The sequence below is a fragment of the Streptomyces sp. NPDC005266 genome, assembly GCF_040607655.1.
GTDB lineage: Bacteria > Actinomycetota > Actinomycetes > Streptomycetales > Streptomycetaceae > Streptomyces.
Genome location: NZ_JBEXHC010000038.1, coordinates 1 through 23,375, shown reverse-complemented (window position 1 = coordinate 23,375; position 23,375 = coordinate 1). Strand labels below are relative to the sequence as shown.

At 68.7% G+C, this 23,375-nt stretch carries 24 protein-coding genes and 1 pseudogene; 6 read left to right on the top strand and 19 right to left on the bottom strand.

From position 1 onward, the window contains the following. Positions 1-320: 320 nt before the first annotated feature. Positions 321-1,466 (bottom strand): gamma-glutamyltransferase, encoded by a 1,146-nt coding sequence (locus ABZU99_RS34350; protein ID WP_356050264.1) that lies wholly within the window; start codon positions 1,464-1,466, stop codon positions 321-323. 384 nt (positions 1,467-1,850) lie between these two features. On the opposite strand from ABZU99_RS34350, the gene ABZU99_RS34345 reads away from it, so the two are divergent. Further along, the gene (locus ABZU99_RS34345) at positions 1,851-2,618 is read left to right on the top strand and encodes an IS5-like element IS1373 family transposase (RefSeq protein ID WP_356050274.1); all 768 of its coding nucleotides are present in this window, start codon (positions 1,851-1,853) and stop codon (positions 2,616-2,618) included. A gap of 217 nt (positions 2,619-2,835) precedes the next feature. Here the strand turns inward: ABZU99_RS34345 and ABZU99_RS34340 are convergent, their stop codons facing one another. Both ABZU99_RS34340 and ABZU99_RS34335 read right to left on the bottom strand, forming a co-directional pair. Beyond that, the gene (locus ABZU99_RS34340; RefSeq protein ID WP_356050263.1) at positions 2,836-3,708 is read right to left on the bottom strand and encodes a hypothetical protein; all 873 of its coding nucleotides are present in this window, start codon (positions 3,706-3,708) and stop codon (positions 2,836-2,838) included. Between the two features lie 48 nt (positions 3,709-3,756). Further along, a complete protein-coding gene (locus tag ABZU99_RS34335; protein WP_356050262.1) occupies positions 3,757-4,149 on the bottom strand; it encodes a hypothetical protein in 393 nt (130 codons plus the stop codon). A 358-nt stretch (positions 4,150-4,507) separates the two neighbouring features. Between ABZU99_RS34335 and ABZU99_RS34330 the strand changes: the two genes are divergently transcribed. Then, positions 4,508-5,179: a hypothetical protein gene (locus tag ABZU99_RS34330; RefSeq protein WP_356050261.1), complete on the top strand. Its 672-nt coding sequence runs from the start codon at positions 4,508-4,510 to the stop codon at positions 5,177-5,179. 97 nt (positions 5,180-5,276) lie between these two features. On the opposite strand, the gene ABZU99_RS34325 is transcribed toward ABZU99_RS34330, so the two are convergent. The 5 genes from ABZU99_RS34325 to ABZU99_RS34305 form a co-directional block, all read right to left on the bottom strand. Next, positions 5,277-5,915, bottom strand: a complete 639-nt coding sequence (locus ABZU99_RS34325; RefSeq protein ID WP_356050260.1) for a CBS domain-containing protein — start codon at positions 5,913-5,915, stop codon at positions 5,277-5,279. A gap of 397 nt (positions 5,916-6,312) precedes the next feature. After that, a complete protein-coding gene (locus tag ABZU99_RS34320; RefSeq protein ID WP_356050259.1) occupies positions 6,313-7,068 on the bottom strand; it encodes a DNA/RNA non-specific endonuclease in 756 nt (251 codons plus the stop codon). A 1,062-nt stretch (positions 7,069-8,130) separates the two neighbouring features. After that, positions 8,131-9,039: a haloalkane dehalogenase gene (locus ABZU99_RS34315; RefSeq protein ID WP_356050273.1), complete on the bottom strand. Its 909-nt coding sequence runs from the start codon at positions 9,037-9,039 to the stop codon at positions 8,131-8,133. Next, positions 9,036-9,440 (bottom strand): TIGR03618 family F420-dependent PPOX class oxidoreductase, encoded by a 405-nt coding sequence (locus ABZU99_RS34310; RefSeq protein WP_356050258.1) that lies wholly within the window; start codon positions 9,438-9,440, stop codon positions 9,036-9,038. Before ABZU99_RS34310 ends, ABZU99_RS34315 begins: the two co-directional genes overlap by 4 nt. Then, complete coding sequence (locus ABZU99_RS34305) at positions 9,437-10,129, bottom strand: NAD(P)H-binding protein (RefSeq protein ID WP_356050257.1); 693 nt, start codon at positions 10,127-10,129, stop codon at positions 9,437-9,439. Before ABZU99_RS34305 ends, ABZU99_RS34310 begins: the two co-directional genes overlap by 4 nt. 76 nt (positions 10,130-10,205) lie before the next feature. On the opposite strand from ABZU99_RS34305, the gene ABZU99_RS34300 reads away from it, so the two are divergent. After that, positions 10,206-10,940, top strand: coding sequence for a TetR/AcrR family transcriptional regulator (locus ABZU99_RS34300; protein ID WP_356050256.1), 735 nt, complete (start codon positions 10,206-10,208; stop codon positions 10,938-10,940). Between the two features lie 1,234 nt (positions 10,941-12,174). Then, on the top strand, positions 12,175-12,681 hold the full coding sequence (locus ABZU99_RS34295) for an NUDIX domain-containing protein (RefSeq protein WP_356228144.1): 507 nt from the start codon (positions 12,175-12,177) through the stop codon (positions 12,679-12,681). Between the two features lie 20 nt (positions 12,682-12,701). Here ABZU99_RS34295 and ABZU99_RS34290 read toward each other — a convergent pair whose 3' ends face one another. From ABZU99_RS34290 to ABZU99_RS34245, 10 genes are all read right to left on the bottom strand, one after another. Beyond that, positions 12,702-13,241 (bottom strand): NUDIX hydrolase, encoded by a 540-nt coding sequence (locus ABZU99_RS34290; RefSeq protein ID WP_356050254.1) that lies wholly within the window; start codon positions 13,239-13,241, stop codon positions 12,702-12,704. Next, a complete protein-coding gene (locus tag ABZU99_RS34285) occupies positions 13,238-14,083 on the bottom strand; it encodes a class I SAM-dependent methyltransferase (RefSeq protein ID WP_356050253.1) in 846 nt (281 codons plus the stop codon). Before ABZU99_RS34285 ends, ABZU99_RS34290 begins: the two co-directional genes overlap by 4 nt. A gap of 63 nt (positions 14,084-14,146) precedes the next feature. Beyond that, complete coding sequence (locus tag ABZU99_RS34280; protein ID WP_356050252.1) at positions 14,147-15,070, bottom strand: DUF2797 domain-containing protein; 924 nt, start codon at positions 15,068-15,070, stop codon at positions 14,147-14,149. Positions 15,071-15,098: 28 nt separating this feature from the next. Further along, positions 15,099-15,791, bottom strand: coding sequence for an AAA family ATPase (locus ABZU99_RS34275; RefSeq protein ID WP_356050251.1), 693 nt, complete (start codon positions 15,789-15,791; stop codon positions 15,099-15,101). Then, the gene (locus ABZU99_RS34270; RefSeq protein WP_356050250.1) at positions 15,788-16,864 is read right to left on the bottom strand and encodes a hypothetical protein; all 1,077 of its coding nucleotides are present in this window, start codon (positions 16,862-16,864) and stop codon (positions 15,788-15,790) included. Before ABZU99_RS34270 ends, ABZU99_RS34275 begins: the two co-directional genes overlap by 4 nt. Beyond that, on the bottom strand, positions 16,861-17,682 hold the full coding sequence (locus tag ABZU99_RS34265; protein WP_356050249.1) for a hypothetical protein: 822 nt from the start codon (positions 17,680-17,682) through the stop codon (positions 16,861-16,863). The genes ABZU99_RS34270 and ABZU99_RS34265 overlap by 4 nt, the downstream gene beginning before the upstream one ends. Beyond that, complete coding sequence (folE, locus tag ABZU99_RS34260) at positions 17,682-18,320, bottom strand: GTP cyclohydrolase I FolE (RefSeq protein ID WP_356050248.1); 639 nt, start codon at positions 18,318-18,320, stop codon at positions 17,682-17,684. Before folE ends, ABZU99_RS34265 begins: the two co-directional genes overlap by 1 nt. Before the next feature lie 59 nt (positions 18,321-18,379). Further along, positions 18,380-19,126, bottom strand: coding sequence for a 7-carboxy-7-deazaguanine synthase QueE (locus tag ABZU99_RS34255; RefSeq protein ID WP_356050247.1), 747 nt, complete (start codon positions 19,124-19,126; stop codon positions 18,380-18,382). Continuing rightward, positions 19,123-19,539 (bottom strand): 6-carboxytetrahydropterin synthase, encoded by a 417-nt coding sequence (locus ABZU99_RS34250; protein WP_356050246.1) that lies wholly within the window; start codon positions 19,537-19,539, stop codon positions 19,123-19,125. The genes ABZU99_RS34255 and ABZU99_RS34250 overlap by 4 nt, the downstream gene beginning before the upstream one ends. Positions 19,540-19,710: 171 nt before the next feature. Continuing rightward, complete coding sequence (locus tag ABZU99_RS34245) at positions 19,711-20,529, bottom strand: TauD/TfdA family dioxygenase (RefSeq protein ID WP_356050245.1); 819 nt, start codon at positions 20,527-20,529, stop codon at positions 19,711-19,713. 169 nt (positions 20,530-20,698) lie between these two features. On the opposite strand from ABZU99_RS34245, the gene ABZU99_RS34240 reads away from it, so the two are divergent. Further along, positions 20,699-21,157: an NUDIX domain-containing protein gene (locus ABZU99_RS34240; protein ID WP_356050244.1), complete on the top strand. Its 459-nt coding sequence runs from the start codon at positions 20,699-20,701 to the stop codon at positions 21,155-21,157. Positions 21,158-21,163: 6 nt separating this feature from the next. Further along, positions 21,164-22,339, top strand: coding sequence for a helix-turn-helix domain-containing protein (locus ABZU99_RS34235; protein WP_356050243.1), 1,176 nt, complete (start codon positions 21,164-21,166; stop codon positions 22,337-22,339). A 396-nt stretch (positions 22,340-22,735) separates the two neighbouring features. Here ABZU99_RS34235 and ABZU99_RS34230 read toward each other — a convergent pair. Then, positions 22,736-23,375 (bottom strand): annotated as a pseudogene (locus tag ABZU99_RS34230) (integrase core domain-containing protein); the annotation flags it as partial.

Here is a 23,375-nt window from a genome sequence, read left to right as displayed (position 1 = left end):
ATGGAACCCTAGGAAGTCCCATTATCCCAATTCAGAGGGCATCCGCGTCTTCATGTCCAAGCCATGAACCGGCTGTTGCCCGGTGGATTCAGGCTAAGGGGGTCCGGTGGGGCCCCGCACCGCCGAGGGCCGCTACACCACGGTGCCCATCTGGTCCCGCCTGAAGTGCTCAACCTGCCAACTAGGGTGCTCAGTCACAGCTCACCCGAGCCGTCGACGCTGCCCGCGCAAGTCGCCAACTCGCACGCTCACTCGCCAACTGAAGCGCTCAGTCAAATTTTCGTGGCCTGGCACTCACCCCGGACGCCGCCCGGGCCGGACTAGGCGCGTGTGGGAGGCAGGTCGTAGCGGCTGACGGCCAGGTACGTTTCCGGCGTGGCCGCTTCAAGGAGACCCTCGTCGCCCTCCAGGTCGAGCTTCGGCTCCTGGTGACGGCGCAGCAGGTCGCCCCAGTCGCTCGTCGCTCCCCGCTCGTAGGCGTCGCGGAGCAAGGGGCGCAGCCGTGGGCGGGCTTCCTCCTGCTGCTCACGGAAAATCCGTCGCTGGGTGAGCCGTTGTGCTTCCTGGGCTTCGTCGCTGAGCTCCTGGGCGAGGGCCGGCTGATCCTCGGCGCGCAGTCCCGGGGTGCGCTGGGCGATGGCCAGATCTTCTTCGTGGAGGCGTGCGCAGGCGGCGAACAGCTTTCTGGACATGCCGAGGTGGACCTCGGTTCCAGGGATGCGGCAGGTGAGGAAGTCGTCGAGCCCCCAGGAGCGGATCTCGGCGCGCAGGGTGTGCGACTCGATGTGGAGCGCCGCTCCGCGGGCATCCGCCCGCATGGCGAGGGTGAGGTCGTCGTTTTCCAAGGGGGTGGTCAGCCCGGAACGCCGGTGGCGGGAAGTGCGGTCGGCCGGCACCGGCACTGTGCGCAACTGAGAGGCGGGAGCAGAGCGCAGCGCCAGGTAAGCGAGCATCTGGGCACGGGCCGCGCCGATGAGCGCGTCGTCGCTGTCCCCGAGGTGGTCTTCGAGGTTGCCGGGGCCGACCGCTGCATCGTCAGCGCCGGATCCGGCCGGGGGGAGGGGCGGCTCGCCGGAGTGCAGGTCATGGTCGATCGTGAGGAAGAGGTCGTCTCCGGGCCGCACGGACGCTCCGACCAGGACGATGCGGTGCTTGTATGAGCCGAGGATCTTGCTGCCGGCCTCCAGTTGTGCCCACCCTTTGCGGAGCGTGCCGACGCCGACGCTGCCGCCCTTGGCCTCGATCAGCCAGTACATCTCTTCCGCCTCGTGCCGTCCCCACAGGTCGGGCAGCGTCCTCTTCGGGTCCTTGAACGTGTCGCTCAGGGCGGGGATGGGGCCGCCGAGTTCGAGGTGGTGGGTCTGTCCGAGGCTCAGCAGGGAGCGGCAGGCCCACTCGGTCATCGTCATGCCCAGCCGGTAGGCGGCGGCGTTCTGTGCGGTGCGCTCGGTGCCGTGCTCGTACACCGGGTTCAGGGTCAGGCGGTGGCCCTTTGCGCCCGGTACGGGGTGCCGGGGCGTGACGGGGTGGGCGCCGAGGTAGGCGTACAGCGGGGAGACCCGGGCGACGAGTTCCCCGTGCGCGTACCGGGGCAGGTTCTGCAGGTGCGGGGTGACGTCGCGGCCGACCTCGGTGGCGGCCTTGATGATCTCCCGCCACGTGGTGGTCGGGGCGTACCAGCCGTCGGTTGCCGGGAACCCGTCCGACGCGCTCCACGCCTCATGCTTCGCCGTGCGCCACTGCCCCTTGGGCTTGTTCGCGGGCCCGTTACGGAACAGGACCGGTACGTCGAAGCTGTCAGCGTAGAGGTTGTCCCGTAACCAGTGGTGCGGCTGGTGCGTTGGTCGGGCATGGGTGGGGTAATCTCAGCAGATGATCCGAAGTGGATCGAGCCGTTTGCGGGTCTGAGCGAGGTGCAGTTCGCGAGGCTGGTGGCACTGGTGCGGCGTCGGGGTGGCGACGTTCAGCGTGGCCGGCCTTGGCGGCTGTCGCTCGAGGACCGGGTGTTGCTGGTGGCGACGTACTGGCGCACGAACCTCACGTTGCGGCAGGTGGCGCCGTTGTTCGGGGTCTCGAAGTCCGCGGCCGACCGCATCTTGGACCATCTCGCACCGCTGCTGGCCATCTCGCCCGCGCGCCGGCCTCGCAAGGACACCGTCTACATCGTCGACGGCACGCTGGTGCCCACTCGCGACCGCAGCGTCGCCGCATCCAGCAAGAACTACCGGTACTCGACCAACCTGCAGGTCGTCATCGACGCCAACAGCCGCCTGGTCGTGGCCATCGGCCTGCCATTGCCCGGCAGCCGCAACGACTGCCGGGCCTTCACGGAGTCCGGCATCGACCGGGCCTGCCGTGGAGCCCCGACCATCGCCGACGGCGGCTACCAAGGCACCGGCCTCCTCATCCCGCACCGCAAACGACGAGGCCAGAGCCACCTAAGCCCATCACAGGAGGCAGAGAACGCCGTCCATCGCCGGGCACGAGCACGCGTGGAACACGCCCTGTCGCGGTTGAAGAACTGGAAGATCCTGCGGGACTGCCGGCTCAAGGGCGACGGAGTTCACCAGGCCATGCTCGGCATCGCCCGGCTGCACAACCTGGCCCTCACTGGATAACTCCCACCCCATACGGGACAACCTCTAGGTGAGCGGCGGCTCGTCGACGATGTGTGCGGGGATCATGAGGATCACTCTGGCACGGGTCTGGCTCCTTCCGGACGCCGGGCAGCGGGCCGCCGATCTGCTTGACTCCCGTCGTCATGGCGCAGTCGCGGCCATGTCCGATGGCGACCGGTGTTGTTGGCCTGCCACCCGCCTCCTTGCGTTGTACTGCTCACGGTCGGTCGGGCCAGAAGGTCGACAAAGGGAGCCGGACGGAGGGCAGCTGTACCGCCTGGATCGGTCCGAGAGCGGCTGCTGCAGCGCGAAGGGCTTCGTCGTAGGAGCCGAAGCCAAGGACCTCAGCAGAACAGGCAGAACAGTCACCGGGGCGGCGGGCACGACCGGCGCTGCGATCCCCGGAGCCTCGGACGTGCGCGAAGGCGTCGTCGGGAAAGTCGGCCCGCACGGCATGCCAGACCCCGACGCGTTCGTCGTCGGGCAGCCCAGCCGCTACCGCCGGCCGCATCGGCGGCAGCAGGCGTTCGTGGTCCTGGACGAGGAACACCCGGTCGGTGAAGTCGACGCTGTCCCCCTCGGGGCGCTCCTGCTCCAGCCACGCCCGGGCATCCTCTCGGATGCCCGGCCCCCACAGGTAATCCGTCGGGAACCGTGTGGTCTCGTAGCGGGTGTCGAACTCCGCCCAGTGAGCGTCATCCCAGCGACTGCCCGGTACGAAGGGGATGGCGCGTACCACGACGTGCTGGTACTCGTCGTCCTCCTGATCTTCCATGGGGCCGGGGACGGTGAGAGCGTTGGCAGGCTCCATCCGAGCCCGCCCGGAACCGTTCCAGCTCAGCACGGCGATCTCCCGGCGCAGAGGTGCCGGGTACAGGCGCCCACCGGGAGTGGCGTGCCCCCACAGCTGGTTGATCAGTTCCGCCAGATCCCGCACAGTTCGGGCCGCCTCGACGGGGGTGTCGATATGGTGGCCGGAGGGATGAGCAACGTAGTTACGCAGCCTGGCCAGCGCCTCCTCGACCGCGCGGCTGCGCCGCCCGCGGAGCAGACCCGCCGTACGCGCCCACAGGTGGAGCCCGTGCAGCATCCCGTTGAACTCAATGGCCTGTGTGGCGACGACCAGCTTCGCGCGTTGTCACGTCATCCTGTCTGCACGCTTCTTGACGTCGTCATACGACGTGACGGTGTAGGAGACGTCCGGGGCCTGGGGGACGCGGAAGGTGATGGTGCCGGCGCACCACTCCAAGAAACGGTCTCGCAACGCCTGCTCGTAGATGAGGAGCGCCTGGTCGCCGACGATGGTGTACACGTCGTAACACAGCACGCCGTAGCCGAAGACGGTGCGTAGCCGCTCGAAGGAGTCGCGTGTTCCAGCCGCGACACCCGCCGTCAGGTCGCAGTCGGCGATCTGACGCTGCTGGAACTCCGCAGCGTCCTCGGGCTTCATACGCCCGCCGAGTCCGTAGGGATTGAACGCCAGCGACAGATCATCCGCAGCGCGCAACTCCTCAAGCGACCGGATCTCCATGAACTTCTCCTCACGATGGGAAACGGGCCAGCATGCACCTACAGGCCCCCGGTCGGCCACCCGCTTTCCGTCCCCGACCGCACCGGCCTGGTCACCATCACCATGGGATGCCCCCGCCTTTCCGGCACCTGCCGCTGAGGCCAGGTCGCAGTAGAACAGCGCTTGCTCTGGGCCTCGGGTCGGAAGCTGGCCTTTTCAGTGTCGGAACGACAACCTGCAACGCCACAGAAGTACGTTCTCTCTCCCGCCCCTGTGACCGACGCGTACCGCTCGGGTACGTCCCCTAGCTCAAGAGCTCTAGCAAAGACCTCGTCTGGCAGCGCCGTGACGCGGCTGGCCGGGCGCCACCACTCGGGGAATGGCAAGTGCCCTTCCATCACACCTGTTGCTGTACAGAACTCTCTTAGCCGGAGTAGTAGGAGTTGCCGAGTGCACCTTGGGAGTGTCCCCTGGAAGCCAAAGACGTCTCAAAGAGAAGGCAGAAGCCGTGGCCTGGAACAGACGTGACCCGGCGTGTGGCGGGTGGAATGCGCCCAGCTCGTACGACGACCCCGAGGGCTGGTTCGAATGGTGGGACAGCTGCATCACCGACGAAGTAGAACCTCCAGAGCCGCCGGAGCCTCCAGAGCCCTGCATGCCGTCCGAATACACGGATGCCCAGGGACGCTGCTGGGAAATCATCTGCACTCCCAGCGGCAAGGAGGTCAGAAGAGGTTGCGATGAACCCCCTACGAAGATTAAGGGAGTGATCATCGGTATTCGGTTTAAGCAGAATGGGTACTCAGTTCGAGTAGACACTCAGGACGGCGTTCAAATTCAGCTGCTAACCGCAGGCAAGGTGAAGCTCATCCATCTGATCCGCGCCATGGTCAACGAGGTTCCATTGCCGGCGGGGGACTGCAAGAAGGTTCCCACTGAGTTCTGGGAGGAACTACCCAAGGCCACGTTGGCCTGGAAGGCCACTTTCTATCCAGTCGCTCTGGTCCGGGAGCCGGGGCACGCATCAGAGGGGACTGAGATGGGCGCTTGAGGGCGCCACCGATCTGCGCCGGCGTGCCGGGATCTGCTCGGCTGCACCTGGTGGCTGGCCTGCCGCTGCTGCGGCCGGACTCCCGGGGCAGAACACCCTAGCCCGCGGCGGAGAGGTGGGCGTCCACGGCGACGACACCGTCGACGCCCTGGCAGAGGCCCACGACCACCGGGATGAGACGCGGTTCCGGGACGTGGCCCCGAAGGGTGACGTCCCCGTCACGGACCTCGACCGCGACGGTGCCCTCGTCCATGCCGAGGATGCGTCCCAGGACGTCCTGCTCGACCTCGCCGCGGATCTCGACGTCGGAGCGGATGAAGGCGTCGAGCAGGTCGCTGCGGCTGACGATGCCGGTGAGGAGCCCGTCGTCACCGATCACCGGCAGCTGCTTGACGTGCCGCCTGCGGAGTTCCCGCGCGGCCCGGGGGATCGTCCAGTCGGCGCGGGCGGTGAAGACGGGGCTGCTCATGAGCGCGCCCGCGACCCGGGCCCGGGCCTTGCCCCAGGCGCGCTCGTCGTTGCCCTCCTGCCCCTGCGGATCGGGCATGCCGGTCTCGTGCCGCAGCACGTCGGACGCGGACACCACGCCGACGGGGGCGCCGTTGTCGTCGATGACCGGGGCCGCGGCAATGTCGTTCGCGTCCAGCAGGGCGGCGACTTCCTGGAATGGTGTGTTGGGGCGGAGGGTGACGACCTCCTCGGTCATCACGTCACCGACCGTGCGGCGGCGCAGCATGGCATCGGCCTCCTCCGCTTCGCGACGGGGCGGCCGCGGTCGGTCCGCCCGGGCGGACCACGCGCGGCGCGCCGGCCTCCGTGGCCCTGCTGGCTCGTCCACGCCGTCTTCCCTACCCATGACAGCACCGCGCCGCTCCGGCGACCAGTGACGTTCGGCCTGACGGGGAAGGCTGGCGGTCCTACGGCCAGGAGTGCGGCCGAGTGCGCGGTAGATGCTGGCAACGCTGTCCGAGACGGGTGCCTTATGCGGAGTCGCTTGTCCGGCTCATGAGGCGTGCACGGTGATGTCGTCGTAGGACTCCAGGAGTGTCCATTGGCGTGCGGTGCGCACCCCCATCGGCAGGCGGTCAGCGGACGGTAGCGGTCCTAGGTTCAGGCTGGTGAGGTGGGCGATGTCAGCCACAGGCACTTGGAAGGTGCGGAAGGGGCCCAGCGGGGGGAGGGTCTCCGGCTCGCGTGGCTTTGGCGATGGCTTGGGCGGCGGCGTCTTTGGTGAGGTCGGGGCTCTGGTCGAGCACGTAGGCGGTGGCCGCGAGATCCTCGTCCTGCATGAAGGCGGCGACCTTCCAGAAGCGCAGCGGTACCTGGATGCCCCGGTACGGGGGATCGGAGTCCTTCAGCACTGGCCCGGTGAACACCGTCAGTTTGCGGTCGAACTGTTCGGCGTGGTCAAGAAGGAGGTTCTCCAGGCCCTGCCAGAGCTGTTTGCCCTGGTTGAAGAGGTTCATCTGGGGCGCAGCGTTGGTGTAGTGGAATGTGTCGTCGTTCGCCTTGGGCGCGTCGGGCCCCCATACGGGGTCGAGTCGGCGGACCAGGTGTCCCTTGTCCAGCGGGTTGTCCTTGTAGATGGGGTGGCCGGCCTGCTGGGCTTCGGGGAGGCGGGGGTCGAAGCGCCACTCGTCCTCGCGCGGCACGTCGATGAGGTGGGCGCCGTCGATCGTGACGGCTGTTGCCACGGCCAACCGTCTATCGGGGCGGAAGACGACGCTGAAGTTGGTGTAGGGGAGGACGACCGTTTCGGTGCCGGAGGTGGCTGGCAGGGGCAGCGGCAGGGACGGGCCCAGGAAGCGCTCGTTGTAGCCCTTGCGGTCCGCCAGGGAGGCGCGGCTGGCGGTCTCCGTGTTCGGCTGGGGGTCGGGGTGAGTGGCCATGCTGGTGTCGTACCGCGCCGCCTTGGCTCACACGCTGGCTCGGCTTGCGGCCTCACCCGGATGGTCGAGGGGCAGGCTCGACCGCGACTAGCCTCAATGGCCGTCTCGTGCAGAGCGGCGGGCAGCAGTCCGGTGTTGAACGACCGTGGTGAGCCGGTCGGCGATGCGCTCACGGTGCCGATAAGTCTGCGCATCAATGAGGGCACGGTCGCGGACCTCGTCATCAAGAAGGCGACCCTCGCTGCGCAGTCTGTGGTTACGCTGTCACTGTCCACGTCGAAGGCAGTTCCTCGGGCCCTCTAGTGCACGTACGACACGCGGATCGCGCCGAAGAAAATGCTCGACTGATGTGCCTGCGGCCAGAGTGCAGATAGGCTGTCTGGGCTGATCAACCGGTGTGGCGGTCACCCTCCAGGGCGACCGAGGATCGCAACCTCGACCACGCTGGGGATGGGCCGCGCAGCTCGGCGTGGTGGTCGCCCTGTGGGGCTCGGCCTGATGGTCGTGGCCGCGATCAGCCTGGCCACCGTCGGGACAACGGTACCTGTGCGGCGCTGTCCGGGGCTGTCCAGCCTCATGGCGTCGACACGTCTCACGGAGCGTCTGATGGCAGAGCTATGACCGCGGGGTGGGGACCAGTTGGGGACCACGCGGTGTGCGCGATGGTGCACGAGAGAGCCTCCTGTGCACATCGTGCGCCCTGATTAAGTCTGTTATATCCAGAAAATACCTTCGACCCTCACTCCTGGGGGTCAAGGGGTCGCAGGTTCAAATCCTGTCGTCCCGACTTTTCGAAGGCGCAGGTCAGGGGCCGTTTCAGAGGAGATCTGAAGCGACCCCTTGATCATTCTTGGGGACCGCTTGGGGACCAGTGCATTTTGAAGGGGCTGTGGCGCACCTTGACCCGGTCAAGGTGCGCTGCGTGGAGGCTTCGAACTGGTGGAGGACGACGCCGGCGCGTAGTTCGCGCAGGTCCGGGATGGGATGTGGTTGTAGAGGGTTGCCGGGGTCGGGCAGGAGGTCGCGGGCGGCGCGGATCGGCACCGCCGTGATCGAGGACGCCTACGGGCGTGCCAGCCCGTGACGGTCGGCCCAGTCGTTGATCGCCGAGGCCAGCTCCTCGGGGCGGTCCTCCGGGGAGTGGTGGCCGGCCAGGCCGTGGCGGGAGACCTCCAGGCACGCGATGTTCTCCTCGCACCAGGCCACGGTCCCCTGGTCGGTCATCGAGCCCGGTCCCGGCTCGAACGCGGCGAGCAGTTTGGGGACTTCGGGGCTGGCGGCCAGCCAGGCGTCGTACCGCTCGATGCGGGCCACGACGTCGGCGGGCTCGGCGTCCAGCGGCATCATGCGCGTCCACGCCAGTACCGGGCGGCGGCTGTGCGGGGTCGGGAAGGGGTGGCGGTAGACCTCCAGGTCGGCAGGGTCGAGCGGGGTGGCGAGTGTGTCCGGGAGCCCCTCGATGAACAGCGACTTCTCCAGGATCATCTCCTCGCCTACCCCGGGGGTGCGTAGGAGAGCGAACAACTTCCGCCCGGCTTCCGGGAATTCGTCGCCGACCAGCGGCTTGATGATGGTCTCCGTGAAGGCGAGGCCGCGGACGGTGCCCGGGAGGCGGGCGGCGCGGTCGAAAGCGAGCGCGCCGCCCCAGTCATGGCCGACGAGGACGGCGTCGGTAAGGCCGAGGGCGTCGAACCACGCGTCGAGGTAGCGGGCGTGGTCGTCGAAGGAGTAGGCGAGGTCGGGCTTGCCGGAGTCACCCATGCCGATGAGGTCGGGGGCCAGAAGGCGGCGGCCGGGCGCGGCCACCCCCGGCAGGACGTTCCGCCACAGGTGGGAGGAGGTGGGGTTGCCGTGAAGGAAGACGAAGGGCAGCCCGTCGGGGTCGCCGGACTCGCGGTAGTAGAGGGTGGAATCGAGGACGGGGAGGGTGGGCATGGCGGTGTCACTTCGCTTTCGATACGGGGGATTCAGAGGTTGAGGTTCAGGACGCGGTCGACGGCGATCTCGACGACGACCAGGTCCAGCGGGGTGGGCGGGTCCGCGCGGTAGCGGACGGTATAGCGGCGGACCGCCTCGGCCAGGTGAGCGGGGGCATCGGTGACGGCGGCCCGGCCTTCGAGTGTGATCCAGCGGAAGCCGTCCGCCTGACAGAGCGCTACACGGGCCGCCGGGCCGGCCGCCTTCACGTTCCGGGCCTTGCGGGCCCCCGCCCGGGTGGTCACCCGGACCAGGCCGGTGGCCGCGTCGAAGGTGAAGCGGACGGGGGTGACGTGCGGAGTGCCGTCGGGACGGAGGGTGGTGAGGGTGGCCGTGTGCGGGAGAGTGAGGAACGCTCGTGCGACGGACGAAAGTTGGAAGGTGGGGCGGCTCACTTCTTCTTCACGCCCTCGTTCCAGATCAGCTTGGCGATGTTCGGCTTCACGGCCGTGGTGATGACGCCCATGGCCGTACGGACGTACCGCCGCTCCGTCGTTTCGCGCAGCATGCTCGCGGCGAGGTCGGCACGGGCGGTGAAGACGCCGTCGGCGCTGGTCTCGGCAGTGTGGTAGTCCGTGACGACGGGGTGCTCGAACAGGCCCGAAGGCCGGACGAAGGTCCAGTCGAGGCCCGTCTGACGGATCACGGCCTCCATACGGCGCATGTCCTCGTGGAGGGTACGGCCGAGACGTCGGTTCACCAGCGGGTCGAGCACATGGTTGAAGAAATGCGCGCCGGTAGGGCGCCAGTTCGGGTCGGCGATGCTGGAGCTGACGGCGAGCAGCCGCTTGATGCCGTGGCGGGCCATGGCCCCGGTGATGACGGTGGCGCTCACGGAGTACGTGGTGATGGTCCCCTTGCTGAAGCGCGCGCCCAGCGCGGAGAGGACGGCGTCCGTGCCGTCGATCGCGGCGTCGACAGCCGCCGGGTCGGTGGCGTCGGCGACAGCCACGGCAAGGCCGGGCCGCGCGGACAGGGAGCCGGGTCTGCGGGTCACGGCGACGACTTCGTGGCCGGCGGCCAGGGCCTGCTCGGTGAGGCGGCGGCCGGTCGGTCCGTTGGCGCCGAAGACTGCGATACGCATGGTGTCGGGTCATCCCTTCGTGTGGTAGCGGGAACGCCCTTGACTGTGCTGCTCACTCAACGCAGGCTCAACGCTGATGAATAACGCCGTCCCTGCCCCCGCCCGCACCCGAGGCCGCCCCCGCGGCAACCCGCCGACCCGTGAGTCGATCGTCTCGGCGGCCCGTTCGCTGTTCCTGGAGCACGGCTACCGGAGCACCACCCTGCGCGCGGTGGCGGGGGCCGTCGGAGTCGACCCGGCGCTGATCGCGTACCACTTCGGCTCGAAAAAGGGCCTGTTCGCGGACGTGATGCAGTTCCAGTGCGCCAATGCGCTGGCGGTGGACGACGTCCTCGGCGGCGATCCGGCCACCCTCCCCGACCGCCTGATCGACGCGGTGACCGACCTGTGGGAGGACGCCGACTTCCAGCAGCTCACCATCCAGGGCGACGAAGCCGCCGAGGTGATCCGCGAATACCTGGAACGCGAGCTGCTGGCCCGGCTTGTTGAATTTCTCGGCGGCCGGGACGCGACCGCCCGCGCCACGGCCGTAGTGACGATCCTCGGCGGCCTCATCTACACCCGCTACCTCAACCCCCTCCCCACGCCCGCCGCCCTCACGCCGTCCGAGATCCGTCACAGCCTGACCCCGGCGCTGCGCGCGGTACTGGCCCCGAGGCTACGCGCCGCGGCGCCCACCACAGCCGGCCGTCGGGGCTCGCCGACCTCGGGCGGAGGCGCCGTCCGCCAGGGCGGCTTCACAGGCCGTAACAGCCATGTCACCGCCGAGAAGCAACAGGTCGACAAGAAAACAGGGGCAGAGAACCACTGAGCCAGGGGTTGGTTACCGCCCTCGTCCAGAGCAGATCCGGCGAGTTGGCCCAGCCCGGCAGGCACGGTCTTCCGTTGCGGTGGTCAGTGAATTCGACACTCCATGATCACCGGGAGCCGTGCCTGCGCGGCTACCTGTCGATCCATCACCATGGCGACCGAGTTTGGGTATCAGGCCCATACCGGGGTTTCTGGTAACGCACCACGCACTGGGTCGACCGGCCCAAGCCGCCCTCGTGTTCGGGGTCGGGCGGACCCAGGTGCGAGGGACCGGACACCGACCGGGCTACGGCAGCCACGGATTGATCGGATGTTGCCCGCATCTCCAGTTGACACCTGGGGTGCGTACGACGTCGTTGCATGCCGCTGTCATGCCGTCGCTGAGTCAATTGGTCTCCAGGCGAACGCTGCACCGCGGATCACTCGTCGAGAGGCGGTCGTCTTCGACACCAGAATTCCTGACCTTTCAACCTCCGCACCGGCCCAATCGGGGTGCCCGGGTTCGACCTTCGGCCCTTGCCGTGAAGTCGTAGCCGACGAGTGTGCCCCAGAGCGAAGATGTCGCCGTCTGGCGGCAGAGCTATGACCGCGAGTGGGGACCAGTTGGGGACCGCACGGCTTGCGCGATGGTCAAGAGGGAGCTTTCTACACACATCCTGTGTCCTGGTTAAGTCTGCTATATCCAGAAAATACCTTCGACGCTCACTCCTGGGGGTGTTGCGACGACCACGCAGGAGCCCCGGGGCCCTTTCCTTTCCGACAAGGCCACGCAGGGTGGCGCCGGCGATAGCGTCGGGGAAGAGCTCGCCGCGGTCGATCCGGGTCGCGCCGAGCCGGATTCCGCCCGTGCTCAGGGCGTCGACTGGACAGGCCCCGAGCGTGCCCCACCGGATGACCACGGTGGTGCTCGGCGGACAGAGCGCTTGAGGAGCCACCCGGACGAGCGCGATCGGCTCGTCCGGCTGTCGTGGAGCGGTCCGGTTCAGGAGGTGGATTCCGCCCAGCACCACCCAGGAGTTTCGCTGCGTCTTGTCGTCAGCGCTCATGACCGGGTTCCTTTCTTGAAGCAGCAGCCACGGTGGCATCTCACTGCCGACCGCCTCCCCTCGCTGGGCCTCCGTGTGGCCGTGGTGGCCGACCGGGCACGGCCGGATGGCCTCGTGGGCTGTCTGTGAGGTGCGCCGGTGCCGTGTCGGCCTAGGGTGTGGCGCGTGAGCCATCGTGAACTTGGGAACATGATCTTGGGTGAGGTTGCCTTGGATGCCCGCCTTGCGGCGCTGGAGTTCGACGGGGCCCGGGCCTGGCTGGATGAGGCTCGGCGGCATCCGATGGAGCCTCTCGCGGCCGAGGTGTGGGTAACTGACCCCGGCATCGGGCACGTTCTTCTGGTCAAGCACCGGGTGCGTGGATGGGTCCCGCCCGGTGGCAAGGTGGAGCCGGACGAGACGCCGCGTGCGGCGGCGGCTCGTGAACTGCTGGAGGAGACCGGCCTGCGGGCGGAGTTGCTGGCCGAACCCGCGGCCGTGGCGGTGCGGTCCTACCGGGCCGACTGGTCTGCGACATTGGGGCTTTCCTACGCCGCGATCGTCGACAGTGCACTGCCGCTCGGGGGTGAGAAGGGCCAGCCTGCGGCGTGGTTCGGCCTGGAGGAGGAGTGGGAGAGCGTCTTCCCCGAGGACAGAGACCGCATCCGCGCGCACGCACGGCGCCTGGCGGCCGACCGGGCGGTCGGTGCCCGCTGACAGGCGCGTCGGGCCGCCGGTCACAGGACACCGTCGATCCGGTCGAGGACGGTCGGGGGCAGGGTGATCAGCTGGAGATCGTGCAGGAAGCGGACCCACACCGGCTCCAGGCCGGGATCTTGCTCGAACTCCGCTTTGTCCAGGCTCCCTTCGGCGTAGGCGGCGGTGCGCAGCGCGTAATGCTGGAGCTGGTCGGGGTGCATCCACCGGGGGGCGCGAACCTCGCGGAGGGAGGGTCGGACGGTTCCGGAGACCTGGGCCTGGAAGATCCACCACCGGTGGCCCACCGGCCCGGTGGGGGTGCGGCGGCAGCGGTTGGGCCGCCACTGCTCCAGCAGGGGGTGCAGGTGGGTGACGGCGAGGCCGACTTCTTCGGCGACCTCGTCGCAGGCGGCCTGTTCGGGGCTGCCGTGCTGGTCGAGATGGCCGGCGACCGGGGCGATCCCCGTCGGCAGCGTTGCCCGCTCGAACACCAGGAGCCCGTCCGGGCAGGAGATGAGTACCCCGATGCTGGCGTGGTCGCAGAGCTTCCCGCTGGGAGACGTGGCCGGGGCGGTCACCGTGTGCCACCCGGGCGCTGGGCGACCATGACGAGCCAGCTCGTCACGTTCGGGGCGTCGGGGTCGGTCAGGGCGTAGGCGGCGTCGAGGATCGCCATTCGCTGGGCGTGGGTGAAGTCACCCTCGGGTCGGGCGAAGACGGGGATGGACAGCCACGCCTTCTTCTCCGCCATGGTGCTGTGTTGGGCGGTGACCTCTGTGTCCAGGACGGTCAGTCCGGCATCAGCCAGCTGCTCGGTGACCGCGTCCAACGGCAGCTTCGGCGACGCGTCCGCTGTGGCGGGTTGTGGGGTGTACCCGTGATCGCGGGCGGCGATCTGGCGGATGAGGGCGTTCAACGGCGGCCCCGTTCGGGCGGCCTCTTCGTCGGGGTGACGGACACCGGCGAAGCCGCCGCCGATGTTGAAGACGAACCGCGCGCCCGGCCGCAGGATGTGGGCGACGGCTGCGAACACGGTGGGGGTGTCGGTCTTCCAGATCGCCGAGTTGCAGACCACTGCGTCCGCGGTGCCGGCCGGGACATGGTCGGCCAGCTGCTCGGCCGGAGCGGTGATCCAGGACAGGCGGGGGTCGGTGAGGGTGCGGCGGCCGACGCGCTGCATTGCGGCGGCGCTGTCCAAGGAGACAACTTTCGCCTCGTTCGGGACCAGGTCGAGGATCGCGCGGGCGGTCGCGCCACCGCCACCGCACAGGTCGACCACCAGGCCGGCGACGGTCAGGTCGGCCCGGTGGGCCAGGTCGCGGCTGGTGGCGTCGTACATGGGAAAAGCGCGGGTGAAGGCGGCGTACGCCTCGGCAGTGGTGTCCTCGTCCCAGCCGAGGATGGCGTCCTGGGGTGCCATGGTGGGTGCCTCGCTTCACGGAACAGGACCCGACCGCAGCGGGCCGGGCTTTTCGGGCAGGGGTCAGAAGAGCGCGGACTGCACGGCGATGCCGGGGGAGGAGAACTCACCGAGGGTGATGCGGCGGCCCTTGAGGACGCCGAGGTCGAGCAGATAACACAGATCGTCGTCGCCGTCGAGGACGGCTAGGACCTGGGAGCCGACGCAGGAGATGGGCGTGAGACCGTGCTCGCCCTCACGGGGATCGTGCGGGTACAGCGCCCGCTCGGCGCCGGCGGCGCGCAGCAGGTTCCCTTCGTCGGGTGGCGTCCACGGCTCCAGGACCGCGGGGATGTTCATGTCCGCTAGAGCCTCGGCCGCGCGGGCGAGGTGCTGCTCGTGGGCGTCGCTGGCCGGCGCAAGGTCGCGCAGCTCTGCCATGGCCGTCAGCTTGGTCGCGGACCGGACGGTCTGGTTCAGGCCGAGGCGGCGGGTGAGGGCATCCTCCAGGAACCGCACCGCCCGGCCGTCGGGGCTCTTGGCGAGGAAGGTGGCCACCACGGCGCCCTGCTCGTCGAGGCGGGAGCGCTTGCGCGGCTCGGCCGCGGTGCCGACCTTTGTCGTTCCGTCGGCGAACGTCGCCAGGTACAGCCAGTGCGGCTGGCGCATGTAGGCAACGAGGTCCTCGGGGGCGTGGCCGCCTTGGTGGAACTGGTGGGCGAAGCGGAAGTCGTCCTGGCCGGCACAGGCGGCGCACTGGCCGCTGGTCTCGGCCGGCGCCCGGCCGGGGCAGGCAACGGCTTCCACACGAACGCGGTCGGCGAAGCGGTACCGGCCGGTGCACCACCGGCCGGTACCGCTCACCTGGTAGCCGAGGTGGTGGTTCATGATCTCGGCGTAGGCCAGTGGCCCGCCGGGCAGCGGGGCGAGTAGGAGACGTGGGTCTCCCGTCGCCCAGGTGATGCCGTGGCACACATACGTTCCACTGGTGGGCAGGGCCTGTGGCATGGTGCGTTCCTCGTTGGGGGCGGGCGGGTCAGAGGTGAAGGTGCAGGCGGTCGGCCAGGGCGTCGGCGGCGCTTTTGAACACCTGGTCGCGGTCCATGTGGGTGACGTCCAGCGACAGCCATCCACCGCGCCGTTCCTGTTCGCGCAACTGGGCCAGGACGGTGTCCTGGTAGCGGACGAAGTCGTCGTTATCGCTGCCGGAGTGGCCGGTCTCCAGGGAGGTGAACGAGCCCTTGCGGGCGAGGGCTTCGCTCGCGCCGATCCGAAGGAAGATCACCAGGTCGGCTTCGGTGAGGTGGGCGAAGACCTGTTCGGCGAGGCGGGTGGAGACGTCGGGGTTGACCGCGTACCGGGCGAGGATCTTGTGGTGCGCGTTGTCGAGGATCACGTGGGTGCCGGCGGCGAGCGCGGGCCGGATGACGAGCTGGTCCTGGAGGGTGTACCAGGAGGCCAGGGCCAGCAGCCAGTAGTGGTCGCCGCACGCCTGGGCGACGCGGGCGTCGCGTCGGTAGACCAGCTTGTTGAGGCGGTCGACGTACGCCGACAGTTCGGTGTCCATAGGGACGTCGGTGCTGTCCTTGCCGACGAGGATCGCCTTGTGGCCTGCGTCGTTCAGGGCCTGGTGCAGGCGGGCAGCCAGGGTGGACTTGCCCGCGCCGTCGATACCGGTGACCGTGATCTCCCGCCCGCGCGTGGGGGCGGCGTGTGATGGGGCCGTCATCGGGCTCCTCCAGGGGTGTGGGTCGGGCGGCCGGCCAGGCGGCCGGTGATGATGCTGCGGATCCGGTCGACCAGAACGGCGCGTCGGCGCAGGACGTCGAGGTGACGCTCATTGGACAGGTCGGCGGGGTAGTGCCGGGCCAGGTTGTTGGAGATGACGTGGAGATAGCCGAATCTGATTCCCGCCTGGCACGCAGCCGCCCCCATAGGGCCGATCTCCGGGTCGACGAAGGCGTACTCGGCGTGCTTGGCCAGCCAGTCGCCGTTTTCTAGCAGGATCGATGGCGAGGTGACGTGCAGCCCGGTCTGTACACCTGCCTGGGCGGCGGCGAAGTCGCCGAAGAAGTCGTCCCAGGTGACCAGCGCGCCGCCCACGAGGCTCGTGTTGCCGGTGGCGAGCCACATGTTCGGTTCAGTGCGGGGGCTCAGGGCCCCGACTTTGCCGACGTAGACGACGTCGTGGGCGCCGAGCGCGGCCAGGCGGGCGACGACCTGTCCGGCGACGTCGCCCCAGATGCTGTGGAGGAACCCCAGGTACACCACGCGGCGGCCGGCGATCTCGGTGTGCTGCCAGGCGCAGCCGGGCCCACGGGTCCACACGCTGGTCTCGGGGGCGAGGTGCTGAAGGCCCCAGCCGACGATCACGAGGTGGCCGTCCAGGTCGAGGTCGAGCTCGTCGACGGCTGCGCGGCACTCTTCCTGCCCGGGCGGCTGGTAGGTGACCGCATCGGCGCGGCGGCCGGTCATGGCCAGATAGGTGGCGATGATCAGTGCGTAGTGCTGGACATAGTCGGCGCCGGGGAACGCCTTGATGACCAGGTGGCGGCCGTGGATCTCGGCGGTGGGCCGCTCGATGTTGAAGAGTTTCCCGGTCTTCTCGGAGCGGGAGACCACCGCTGTGCGGTCGTAGCCGCCGATGACGCGGATGCTGTCCCAGTCCCGGTCCTGGATGAGGTGGTGGACCTTGATCGTGAGGTAGCGCAGCAGGCTGTCGGGGCCCATGGTGTGCCCGTCGGCGGGGATCGGGGCTGCGCGCAGCAGCCCGGGGATGGGCTTCGCGAGCAGGTAGGTCATCGGTTCTCCTCGGCGATCTTGACGTTGCTGCCGGCCGCCGCGCGGACGATGGCGATGTTCTGCCGGATCAGGTCGAAGCGGTCCTCGGCGATCGGGCCGAGCTTCTCTATCCGGGGGGTGGAGGGCTTTTCGTAGCGCCCCTCGGGCAGCAGGGCGACCCCCATGGCGCCGAGGATGACCGGGGCCGCGCCGTCCACGGAGGTGATCCACTCGTGCTCGCGTTGCTCGACCAGCTCCAGATGGCCGGTTCGGCCCAGACCGAGCAGCCGGTAGACGATGCGCTCCTCGACCAGGCCGCGCTCTTCCAGGTAGGCGGTGGCCGTCCAGCGGGTGCGGCTCAGCTGCCCGTTGGGGTCCGGTCGGCGTGAGGCCGGCAGGGCGATTGCCCCGGCCCAGTCGCTCAAGACGATGGCGTGGTAGGTGCGCAGCCAGTCCTCGTCGTCCGCGGCGTGCAGGACCGCGCACAGCCGGAAGGCGTCGCCGGCCAGGTTTCGGATCTCCTTGGCGGCCTGCTCGCTCGCCCTCATGGTCGCCGCGCCATCACGCATGACGTCCGGCAGGATGATCTCCTTCGCCCCGACCGCGCGCCCGGCTTCGACCAGCTCGGCGGCGGGTAGGGCGTACCCGAGGTCGAAGACGCCGTTGTCGACGATGATCTCGGCGCCGCGTGTCGCCTCGCGGGCGAAGAAGGCACGGTAGGTGGCGTCCGACAGGACCCATTGGGCGGCCACATGGTGGACGCGGGCCGGGTCCTGGGCGACGAACTCCTGCAGGTAGGCGGGCGGCGCGATGACGGAGAAGTCGATACTCTTGGCCATCACATCGCTCCCCACTGCCCAGCGGCGATGGTGAGGAACTGCTGGGACAGGACCGGGTCGGTCCCGAAGCGTCCTCCGGCGTGCACCGTGATGGTCCGGGCGTCCTCCATCCGCACTCCGCGCATGCTCATGCACAGGTGGGCGCCGCGGACGGTAACGGCGATGTCCTCGCGTCCGATCACGCCTGTGAGTTCCTTGGCCACCTGTCGGGTGAAGCGCTCTTGGACCTGGAGCTGTCCGGCGTGCCGCTGCGCGATACGGCCGAACTTCGACAGGCCCACAACCTCTCCGTCCGGCACGTACCCGGCCGTGACGTGCAGGTTCATGGGAAGCAAGTGGTGCTCGCACAGGCTCCACACGCTCATGCCTCCCACCACGACCAGCTGGTCGCTCAGGTGGGATTCGACGAAGCAGGTCGCTGGCGCTGAGTCGTTCGTGGACAGGAATGTCTTCCACCAGGCCGCGACCCGCTCCGGGGTGCCGGCCAGGCCCTCGCGGGCGGGGTCCTCGCCCAGCTCGACCAGGAGCTGGGCTATCAGGTCGGAGACCCGGCCGGTGTCGATGCGCGTCGCTGGCAGGGCCGGCGGCGCTACAGCGGCGCCCAGGCCGGTGATGGGGCTGGCGACAGCGTTGGTCATGCGCGTCTTCTCGCTTCCGGTGACGGGGGATGAAGCGGAACGAGCGGGCGGTGGAGCGGTCAGCGGCCTCGAACGTCGCCGAAGGCCAGGACGTGCAGCCGGGTGGTGAAGTGCCAGTGCCGGGCCGCGACCGCATCGGCGAGCAGGCGGGTCCTCGCGATGATCGCCTCCGCCGTGGTGCCTTCTGGCATGACCCACACCGGCGCGAGCCCGTGGGCGTCGGCCAGCTCGGCGATCCGGTCGAGGTCGGGCAGAGAGGAGACGACGAACTTGAATACGGTCCGCCCGGACGCAGCGAAGGCCTCCAGGGCGGCGGGCACGATGCTCTTGACCTCGTCCATCCCGAAGCTGGCGAGCTTGGGCGAGACGTTGAACCGGACGCCGTCGACCAGGAGCGCCGGGTCGGGCACCAGGGTGCCGTTCGTCTCGAACTCGATTCGCTTCCCAGCGACCAACAGCCCCTGGACGAGGGGAATCAGCTTGCGCTGCTGGACCAGCGGCTCGCCGCCGGTAATCACCACCAGCTCGACGGGCGAGGAGACGGCCCACTCCAAGAGGTCCGCTACGGACCTCTTCGTCGACTCCTTGCGCGGATCGAACTGGCTCCAGTCCCAGGAGTGCTTCGTGTCGCACCCGTCGCAGGGGAGGTTGCACCGGGATAGGCGAATGAACAGAGCCGGGTGCCCACAACTCGGCCCCTCACCCTGAAACGTTGGCGTCTCGACACCGAAGCGCTCCGCCACGATCAGCCAGAACTGGGCGTCGGCCGTCGCCCGGGCCACGGGTACGGGCCCCGGCGCGGTCACTGCCCCTCCACGTCGAACCGTGCCCAGCTGCGGCCGGTCTCGCTGACGCGGACGGCGACCAGGCGGCCGGGGATCGTCGGCTGGATGTTCTGGATGAACCAGCCGGCCAGGAACTGGGCCAGGCGCTCCGAGGTTGGCTCGAAGGGAAGAATCTCGTGCAGGTTGTGGTGGTCGAACTCGGAGTCGAGGAACTTCTTGAATGGGGCGAGGTCTGCGAAGTCGGTGACGAAACCAGGGCCTTCGAGCATGGCCGCGGTGAGGATGAGCTCGACTTCGTAGCTGTGACCGTGCTGGTGGGAGCACTTGTGCCGGGGCGGCAGGCCGGGCAGCCGGTGGCCAGCCTCGAAGCCGAAGGTCTTACCGATGGTTGTAGTGCCCTCGGGAAGGCGAATGGAGGAGAGCGCGCTGCTCATACCGCGCTCCTTTCACGAGGTTGGAGAGGACAGGGCGTTTGGTTGGGCCGACCGTGGCGTCGTCCTCCGGGGCTGCTGTGATCGCGTGGAGCAGACCGAGAACAGGCCCTGCGACGTGGCCCCCAGCGCGTGGGTGAAGGAGCTTCGAGAGGCGCAGGATCCGGAGGGAGATCACACTTCACCGGACCTGACACAAGTCATCACGGAAGCTGGGGCGGACAAAGCTCTGGTCGATTCGGTCTCGGGAGTGAATCCACGCGGGAGGCCAAAGAGGGGCTCGCCGAGGGCACGCCAGCACACTCGGTCGCCTGTGAAGCCGGTGCGGGCATGCAGCCACCGCCTGTTGTCCAACAGGTATCCCTGGCCAGCCAGCAGCGGGAGCCGGAGCTGGTCGCGTTCGATAGCAGACCGTAGTCGGGGCAGGTAAGGCTGCACGATGGGACTGAACCGAGCCAGTCCGTCGAGCCGCAGTCGGACGGACACGGTGGCGTCGTCGTACACGGTGAACACCTCGGCCGCGTGGCCGTCGCCGGAGCCGAAGTACGCGGTGCGCGGCCTGGACAGCGCCCGAACGCCATCGTGCTGGCAGCGGAGCATCTCGTCGTACACTCGTCGGCCGTCCGACAGCAGGCACTCGCCTCCCGTCTCGGCTGGTCGCGCGCAGACCAGGAGCATCAGGCGGGGTGGCGCTGGGACTCCGGATCGTTCGGTGTGCGGGGCCAGCTCACCGGACGCGAACCCCGCGAAACCGGGCTCCACGGCGTGCCGCCCGGTGTTGCAGATGGTGGTCAGCCCGTCCGCCTCGCTGTCACGGTGCGGGATCACGGTCATGATCCGCGACGCGAAGGACAGCACCGCGGTGCGCGAGGTCAGCCCGGCAACCGTGACGAGTCCGCTGTGGGCGAGCCGCCGCGCGATCTCGCTCTGCGCAGTGGGGGACGTGATGTCGACGAGATGACGCGCGAACGGCTGAGTCGAGGTACGGCGCATCACGGGACTCCTTCGGGACGGCGTGGCGTATCCACTGTTCGGAGGCGAGGGCGGCTTGGTAAAGCGACAGATTGTCGACTCCGCCAAAGCCCCCGGACACGCGACGGGTTTGGCGAGCGCGTGCTACGTTCCGGATACCTGAGCTGCCCCCTGCACAACGAGGAGCGGGATGCCGTACTCGCCGCCGCTCTGGCCGGTCTCGGTCAAGGGCGTCGCCATCGACGCACACGGGCGTGTGCTGCTGCTGAAGAACGAACGGCAGGAGTGGGAACTGCCAGGCGGACGCCTGGAAATCGGCAACACCTCGACGGGGCAGACCCCCGACCCCAGCTGCGAGGCGGCAGTGGTGCGGGAGATCCGGGAGGAGACCGGCTGGGAGGTCAAGGCCGACTCCCTGCTGGACACGTGGGTGTACCAGCCCATCCCGGGCCGACGTGTACTGATCGTGACCTACGGCTGCGCCGTGCTGACGCCCGAACGCGAACCAATCGTGAGCCACGAGCACAAGCAGGTTGGCCTTTTCACCGTAGCCGAGGTGCCCGGCCTCACGATGCCCGACGGATACAAGCAGTCCATCGCGGCCTGGTACGCGCAGCTCGACACGGCTTGGGATCACGAGGAGCCGTAACCGGCCATGGCCAGCGAGGACAGGCGAACCGGCCTGCTGCGGCCGGCACCTCAGCACGCCCTGTGGAGATGGGCCACGCCTCAAGCCGAGGCCGTGCTCGCCACTCGCAATCTCGGCGCCATCCTGCGCTTCTACCGAGCGGTTCACGGCCTCAACCAGACGCAACTCGGCGAGCTGCTCGGTTACGACAAGACGTACATCTCGCTGTTCGAGCGGAACAAGCGACGACTCGACGACATCGCATCGCGGCGCCACGTCGCCGACCAGCTCCGGCTCCCACCGCACGTCCTGGGTGTCACCGATCCGGCTGACACCGACCACCGGGCGATGTTGCAGTTCGGCGAGTCCACGGTCCGGCTCGCCGAGATCGCCCGCCAGTCCGGACACGCCTCCGAAGCCGTCGCCGAACTGTGGCCTCTGGTGGCCCGGCTCGAAGCCCGCCTCGAGGACGGACACACCGAGCGCGAGGTCCTGCACCTGCTCGCCCGAGCGCGCGTTGGCCTGGGCGTGGCGCTCGGAAACGTCCTGCCGGAGGAACGGCTGCACACCGCCGCTCGCTGGACGGCCAAGAGTCTGGACATCGCCCGGCACTTCGACGACACCGGCTTCGCCTCGTATGTCCTGCGTATGCACGGCAACGAGCTGCGCAAGGCCAATCTGCTCGGCGCCGCCGTATATCGGCTGCGCCACGCAGCGGTGCTCGCATCCGACAGAGCAGCACGCGCGGCCGTGCTGCCCCTGCTCGCTCGTGCTGCGGGCGAACTGGGCGACACCGCCCTGTTCGACTCCGTGATGCGGGAGACCGACACGCTCCTGGAGCAGGCCGAGCACACCTCGTTGTTCAATCCGTTCGCCTTGTACGAGATCCGCCTGCGCGGCCTTCTGGCCACCGGCCGAGCCGAAGTCGCCATACACCTGGTGGAGGCCAGCCCGGTGCCCACGACCACCATGGCCCCGCAGTGGCGCGTGATCGAAGCAGTGACGGTGGGACGCGTGCAGCTGCTTGCCGGCGACCACAATGGAGCAGCGCAGTCGCTGAGCGCCGCAACCCAGGAGTCGGCTCGCCAACGCCTGCCGCATCAGCTCCAGCGCGTCATCCGTACAGCGGGACGCCGACTTCCCGACGTCCGAAGCGAAGCCGAAGAGGCTCTGGACCGCATCCGAGAGGAGATGGCCGCGTGAGCCATGCCTGGCACGCCTACCCCTGGCTGCGGTAGGTCTCGTGACGCGTCGGTACATCATGCCGCCATCGCTCGTCTCGCTGACGGCCCACGGTACGACGCGATGACCCGCCCGTTCGAGAGCAGCCCCGGCTCGTTCTCGCTCTCACCGCCACCGTTACAGCCGCCGCCAAAGCGTCGGCGGACGCTCGCCTCAGCCACTGGGTTGCGCATCAGCGTACGGCGTCCGCGCCGTCGCCCCGATGCTCATTTGCTGCAAACCGTCCGAGAGGGCCAGGGTCTGGGTGCCGAAGGCGTCGCGTCACTGACACGCACCTCCAGCACGCCCCAGTGGCATGTTCTCGGCGAGCCAGTGACGAGCCACCCGTGCCGCTCCAAAAGTCATCGTTGCACGTCGTGCTGCATGTCTGTATTCGTTGATGAGGCCGCCGAGGATCCGGGTGCGCAGGACTTTTTGGATGTGGAGGTCATGCGTCGCGGCGGGTGGTTCGTGAGCGTCGGGTGGTAGTTGGCTGCGGGCCTGATGGGGTCGGTGCTCGTTGTAGTGCCGCTCGTAGGCCGCGAGGACGTGGCGGGCGTCGGCCTCGGTCATGATCAGGACGTGGTCGAGGGCTTCGCGTCGGATGCTGCCGATATGCGTTCGCAGTGCGCGTTCATGCGGGGAGCTTGTGGTGCACTTTTGATGATCTCCATCTCCTCGGCCTGGAAGACGGCGTCGAATGCCTTGCCGTACTTGCCATCGCGGTCGCGCAGCAAGAAGCGCAGGGTCTCAATGCGTATGCCCGAATCGGCGGTGAGGTTCCTGGCCTGCTGCACTGCCCAGTCCCGGGTCGGGCGGGCGGTGACCCCGGTGATGCGCAGCCGCCGGGTGCCGTGCCGAGGAAGGCCAATGCGTACAGACGCTTGCCGAGGGCGGTGTCGATGTGAAGAAGTCTGCCGCGGTGATCCCCTCGGCTTGCGCGGTCAGGAACTGGCGCCCAGGTGGGGCCTGAGCGACGTGGCGCGGGGTCGATGCCGGCTGCGTTGAGGATCGTCCA

Excerpts from the sequence above, each read along its gene's own strand:
- ABZU99_RS34285 (WP_356050253.1), bottom strand. The coding sequence starts at position 14,083 with ATGGCACCCCAGGACGCCATCCTCGGCTGGGACGAGGACACCACTGCC.
- ABZU99_RS34270 (WP_356050250.1), bottom strand. The coding sequence starts at position 16,864 with ATGACCTACCTGCTCGCGAAGCCCATCCCCGGGCTGCTGCGCGCAGCC.
- ABZU99_RS34345 (WP_356050274.1), top strand. The coding sequence starts at position 1,851 with ATGGGTGGGGTAATCTCAGCAGATGATCCGAAGTGGATCGAGCCGTTT.
- ABZU99_RS34280 (WP_356050252.1), bottom strand. The coding sequence starts at position 15,070 with ATGCCACAGGCCCTGCCCACCAGTGGAACGTATGTGTGCCACGGCATC.
- ABZU99_RS34250 (WP_356050246.1), bottom strand. The coding sequence starts at position 19,539 with ATGAGCAGCGCGCTCTCCTCCATTCGCCTTCCCGAGGGCACTACAACC.
- ABZU99_RS34325 (WP_356050260.1), bottom strand. The coding sequence starts at position 5,915 with ATGCTGCGCCGCCGCACGGTCGGTGACGTGATGACCGAGGAGGTCGTC.
- ABZU99_RS34330 (WP_356050261.1), top strand. The coding sequence starts at position 4,508 with ATGGCAAGTGCCCTTCCATCACACCTGTTGCTGTACAGAACTCTCTTA.
- ABZU99_RS34295 (WP_356228144.1), top strand. The coding sequence starts at position 12,175 with ATGATCTTGGGTGAGGTTGCCTTGGATGCCCGCCTTGCGGCGCTGGAG.
- ABZU99_RS34320 (WP_356050259.1), bottom strand. The coding sequence starts at position 7,068 with ATGGCCACTCACCCCGACCCCCAGCCGAACACGGAGACCGCCAGCCGC.
- folE (WP_356050248.1), bottom strand. The coding sequence starts at position 18,320 with ATGACCAACGCTGTCGCCAGCCCCATCACCGGCCTGGGCGCCGCTGTA.
- ABZU99_RS34275 (WP_356050251.1), bottom strand. The coding sequence starts at position 15,791 with ATGACGGCCCCATCACACGCCGCCCCCACGCGCGGGCGGGAGATCACG.
- ABZU99_RS34305 (WP_356050257.1), bottom strand. The coding sequence starts at position 10,129 with ATGCGTATCGCAGTCTTCGGCGCCAACGGACCGACCGGCCGCCGCCTC.
- ABZU99_RS34235 (WP_356050243.1), top strand. The coding sequence starts at position 21,164 with ATGGCCAGCGAGGACAGGCGAACCGGCCTGCTGCGGCCGGCACCTCAG.
- ABZU99_RS34340 (WP_356050263.1), bottom strand. The coding sequence starts at position 3,708 with ATGCTGCACGGGCTCCACCTGTGGGCGCGTACGGCGGGTCTGCTCCGC.
- ABZU99_RS34245 (WP_356050245.1), bottom strand. The coding sequence starts at position 20,529 with ATGCGCCGTACCTCGACTCAGCCGTTCGCGCGTCATCTCGTCGACATC.
- ABZU99_RS34335 (WP_356050262.1), bottom strand. The coding sequence starts at position 4,149 with ATGGAGATCCGGTCGCTTGAGGAGTTGCGCGCTGCGGATGATCTGTCG.
- ABZU99_RS34300 (WP_356050256.1), top strand. The coding sequence starts at position 10,206 with ATGAATAACGCCGTCCCTGCCCCCGCCCGCACCCGAGGCCGCCCCCGC.
- ABZU99_RS34265 (WP_356050249.1), bottom strand. The coding sequence starts at position 17,682 with ATGGCCAAGAGTATCGACTTCTCCGTCATCGCGCCGCCCGCCTACCTG.
- ABZU99_RS34240 (WP_356050244.1), top strand. The coding sequence starts at position 20,699 with ATGCCGTACTCGCCGCCGCTCTGGCCGGTCTCGGTCAAGGGCGTCGCC.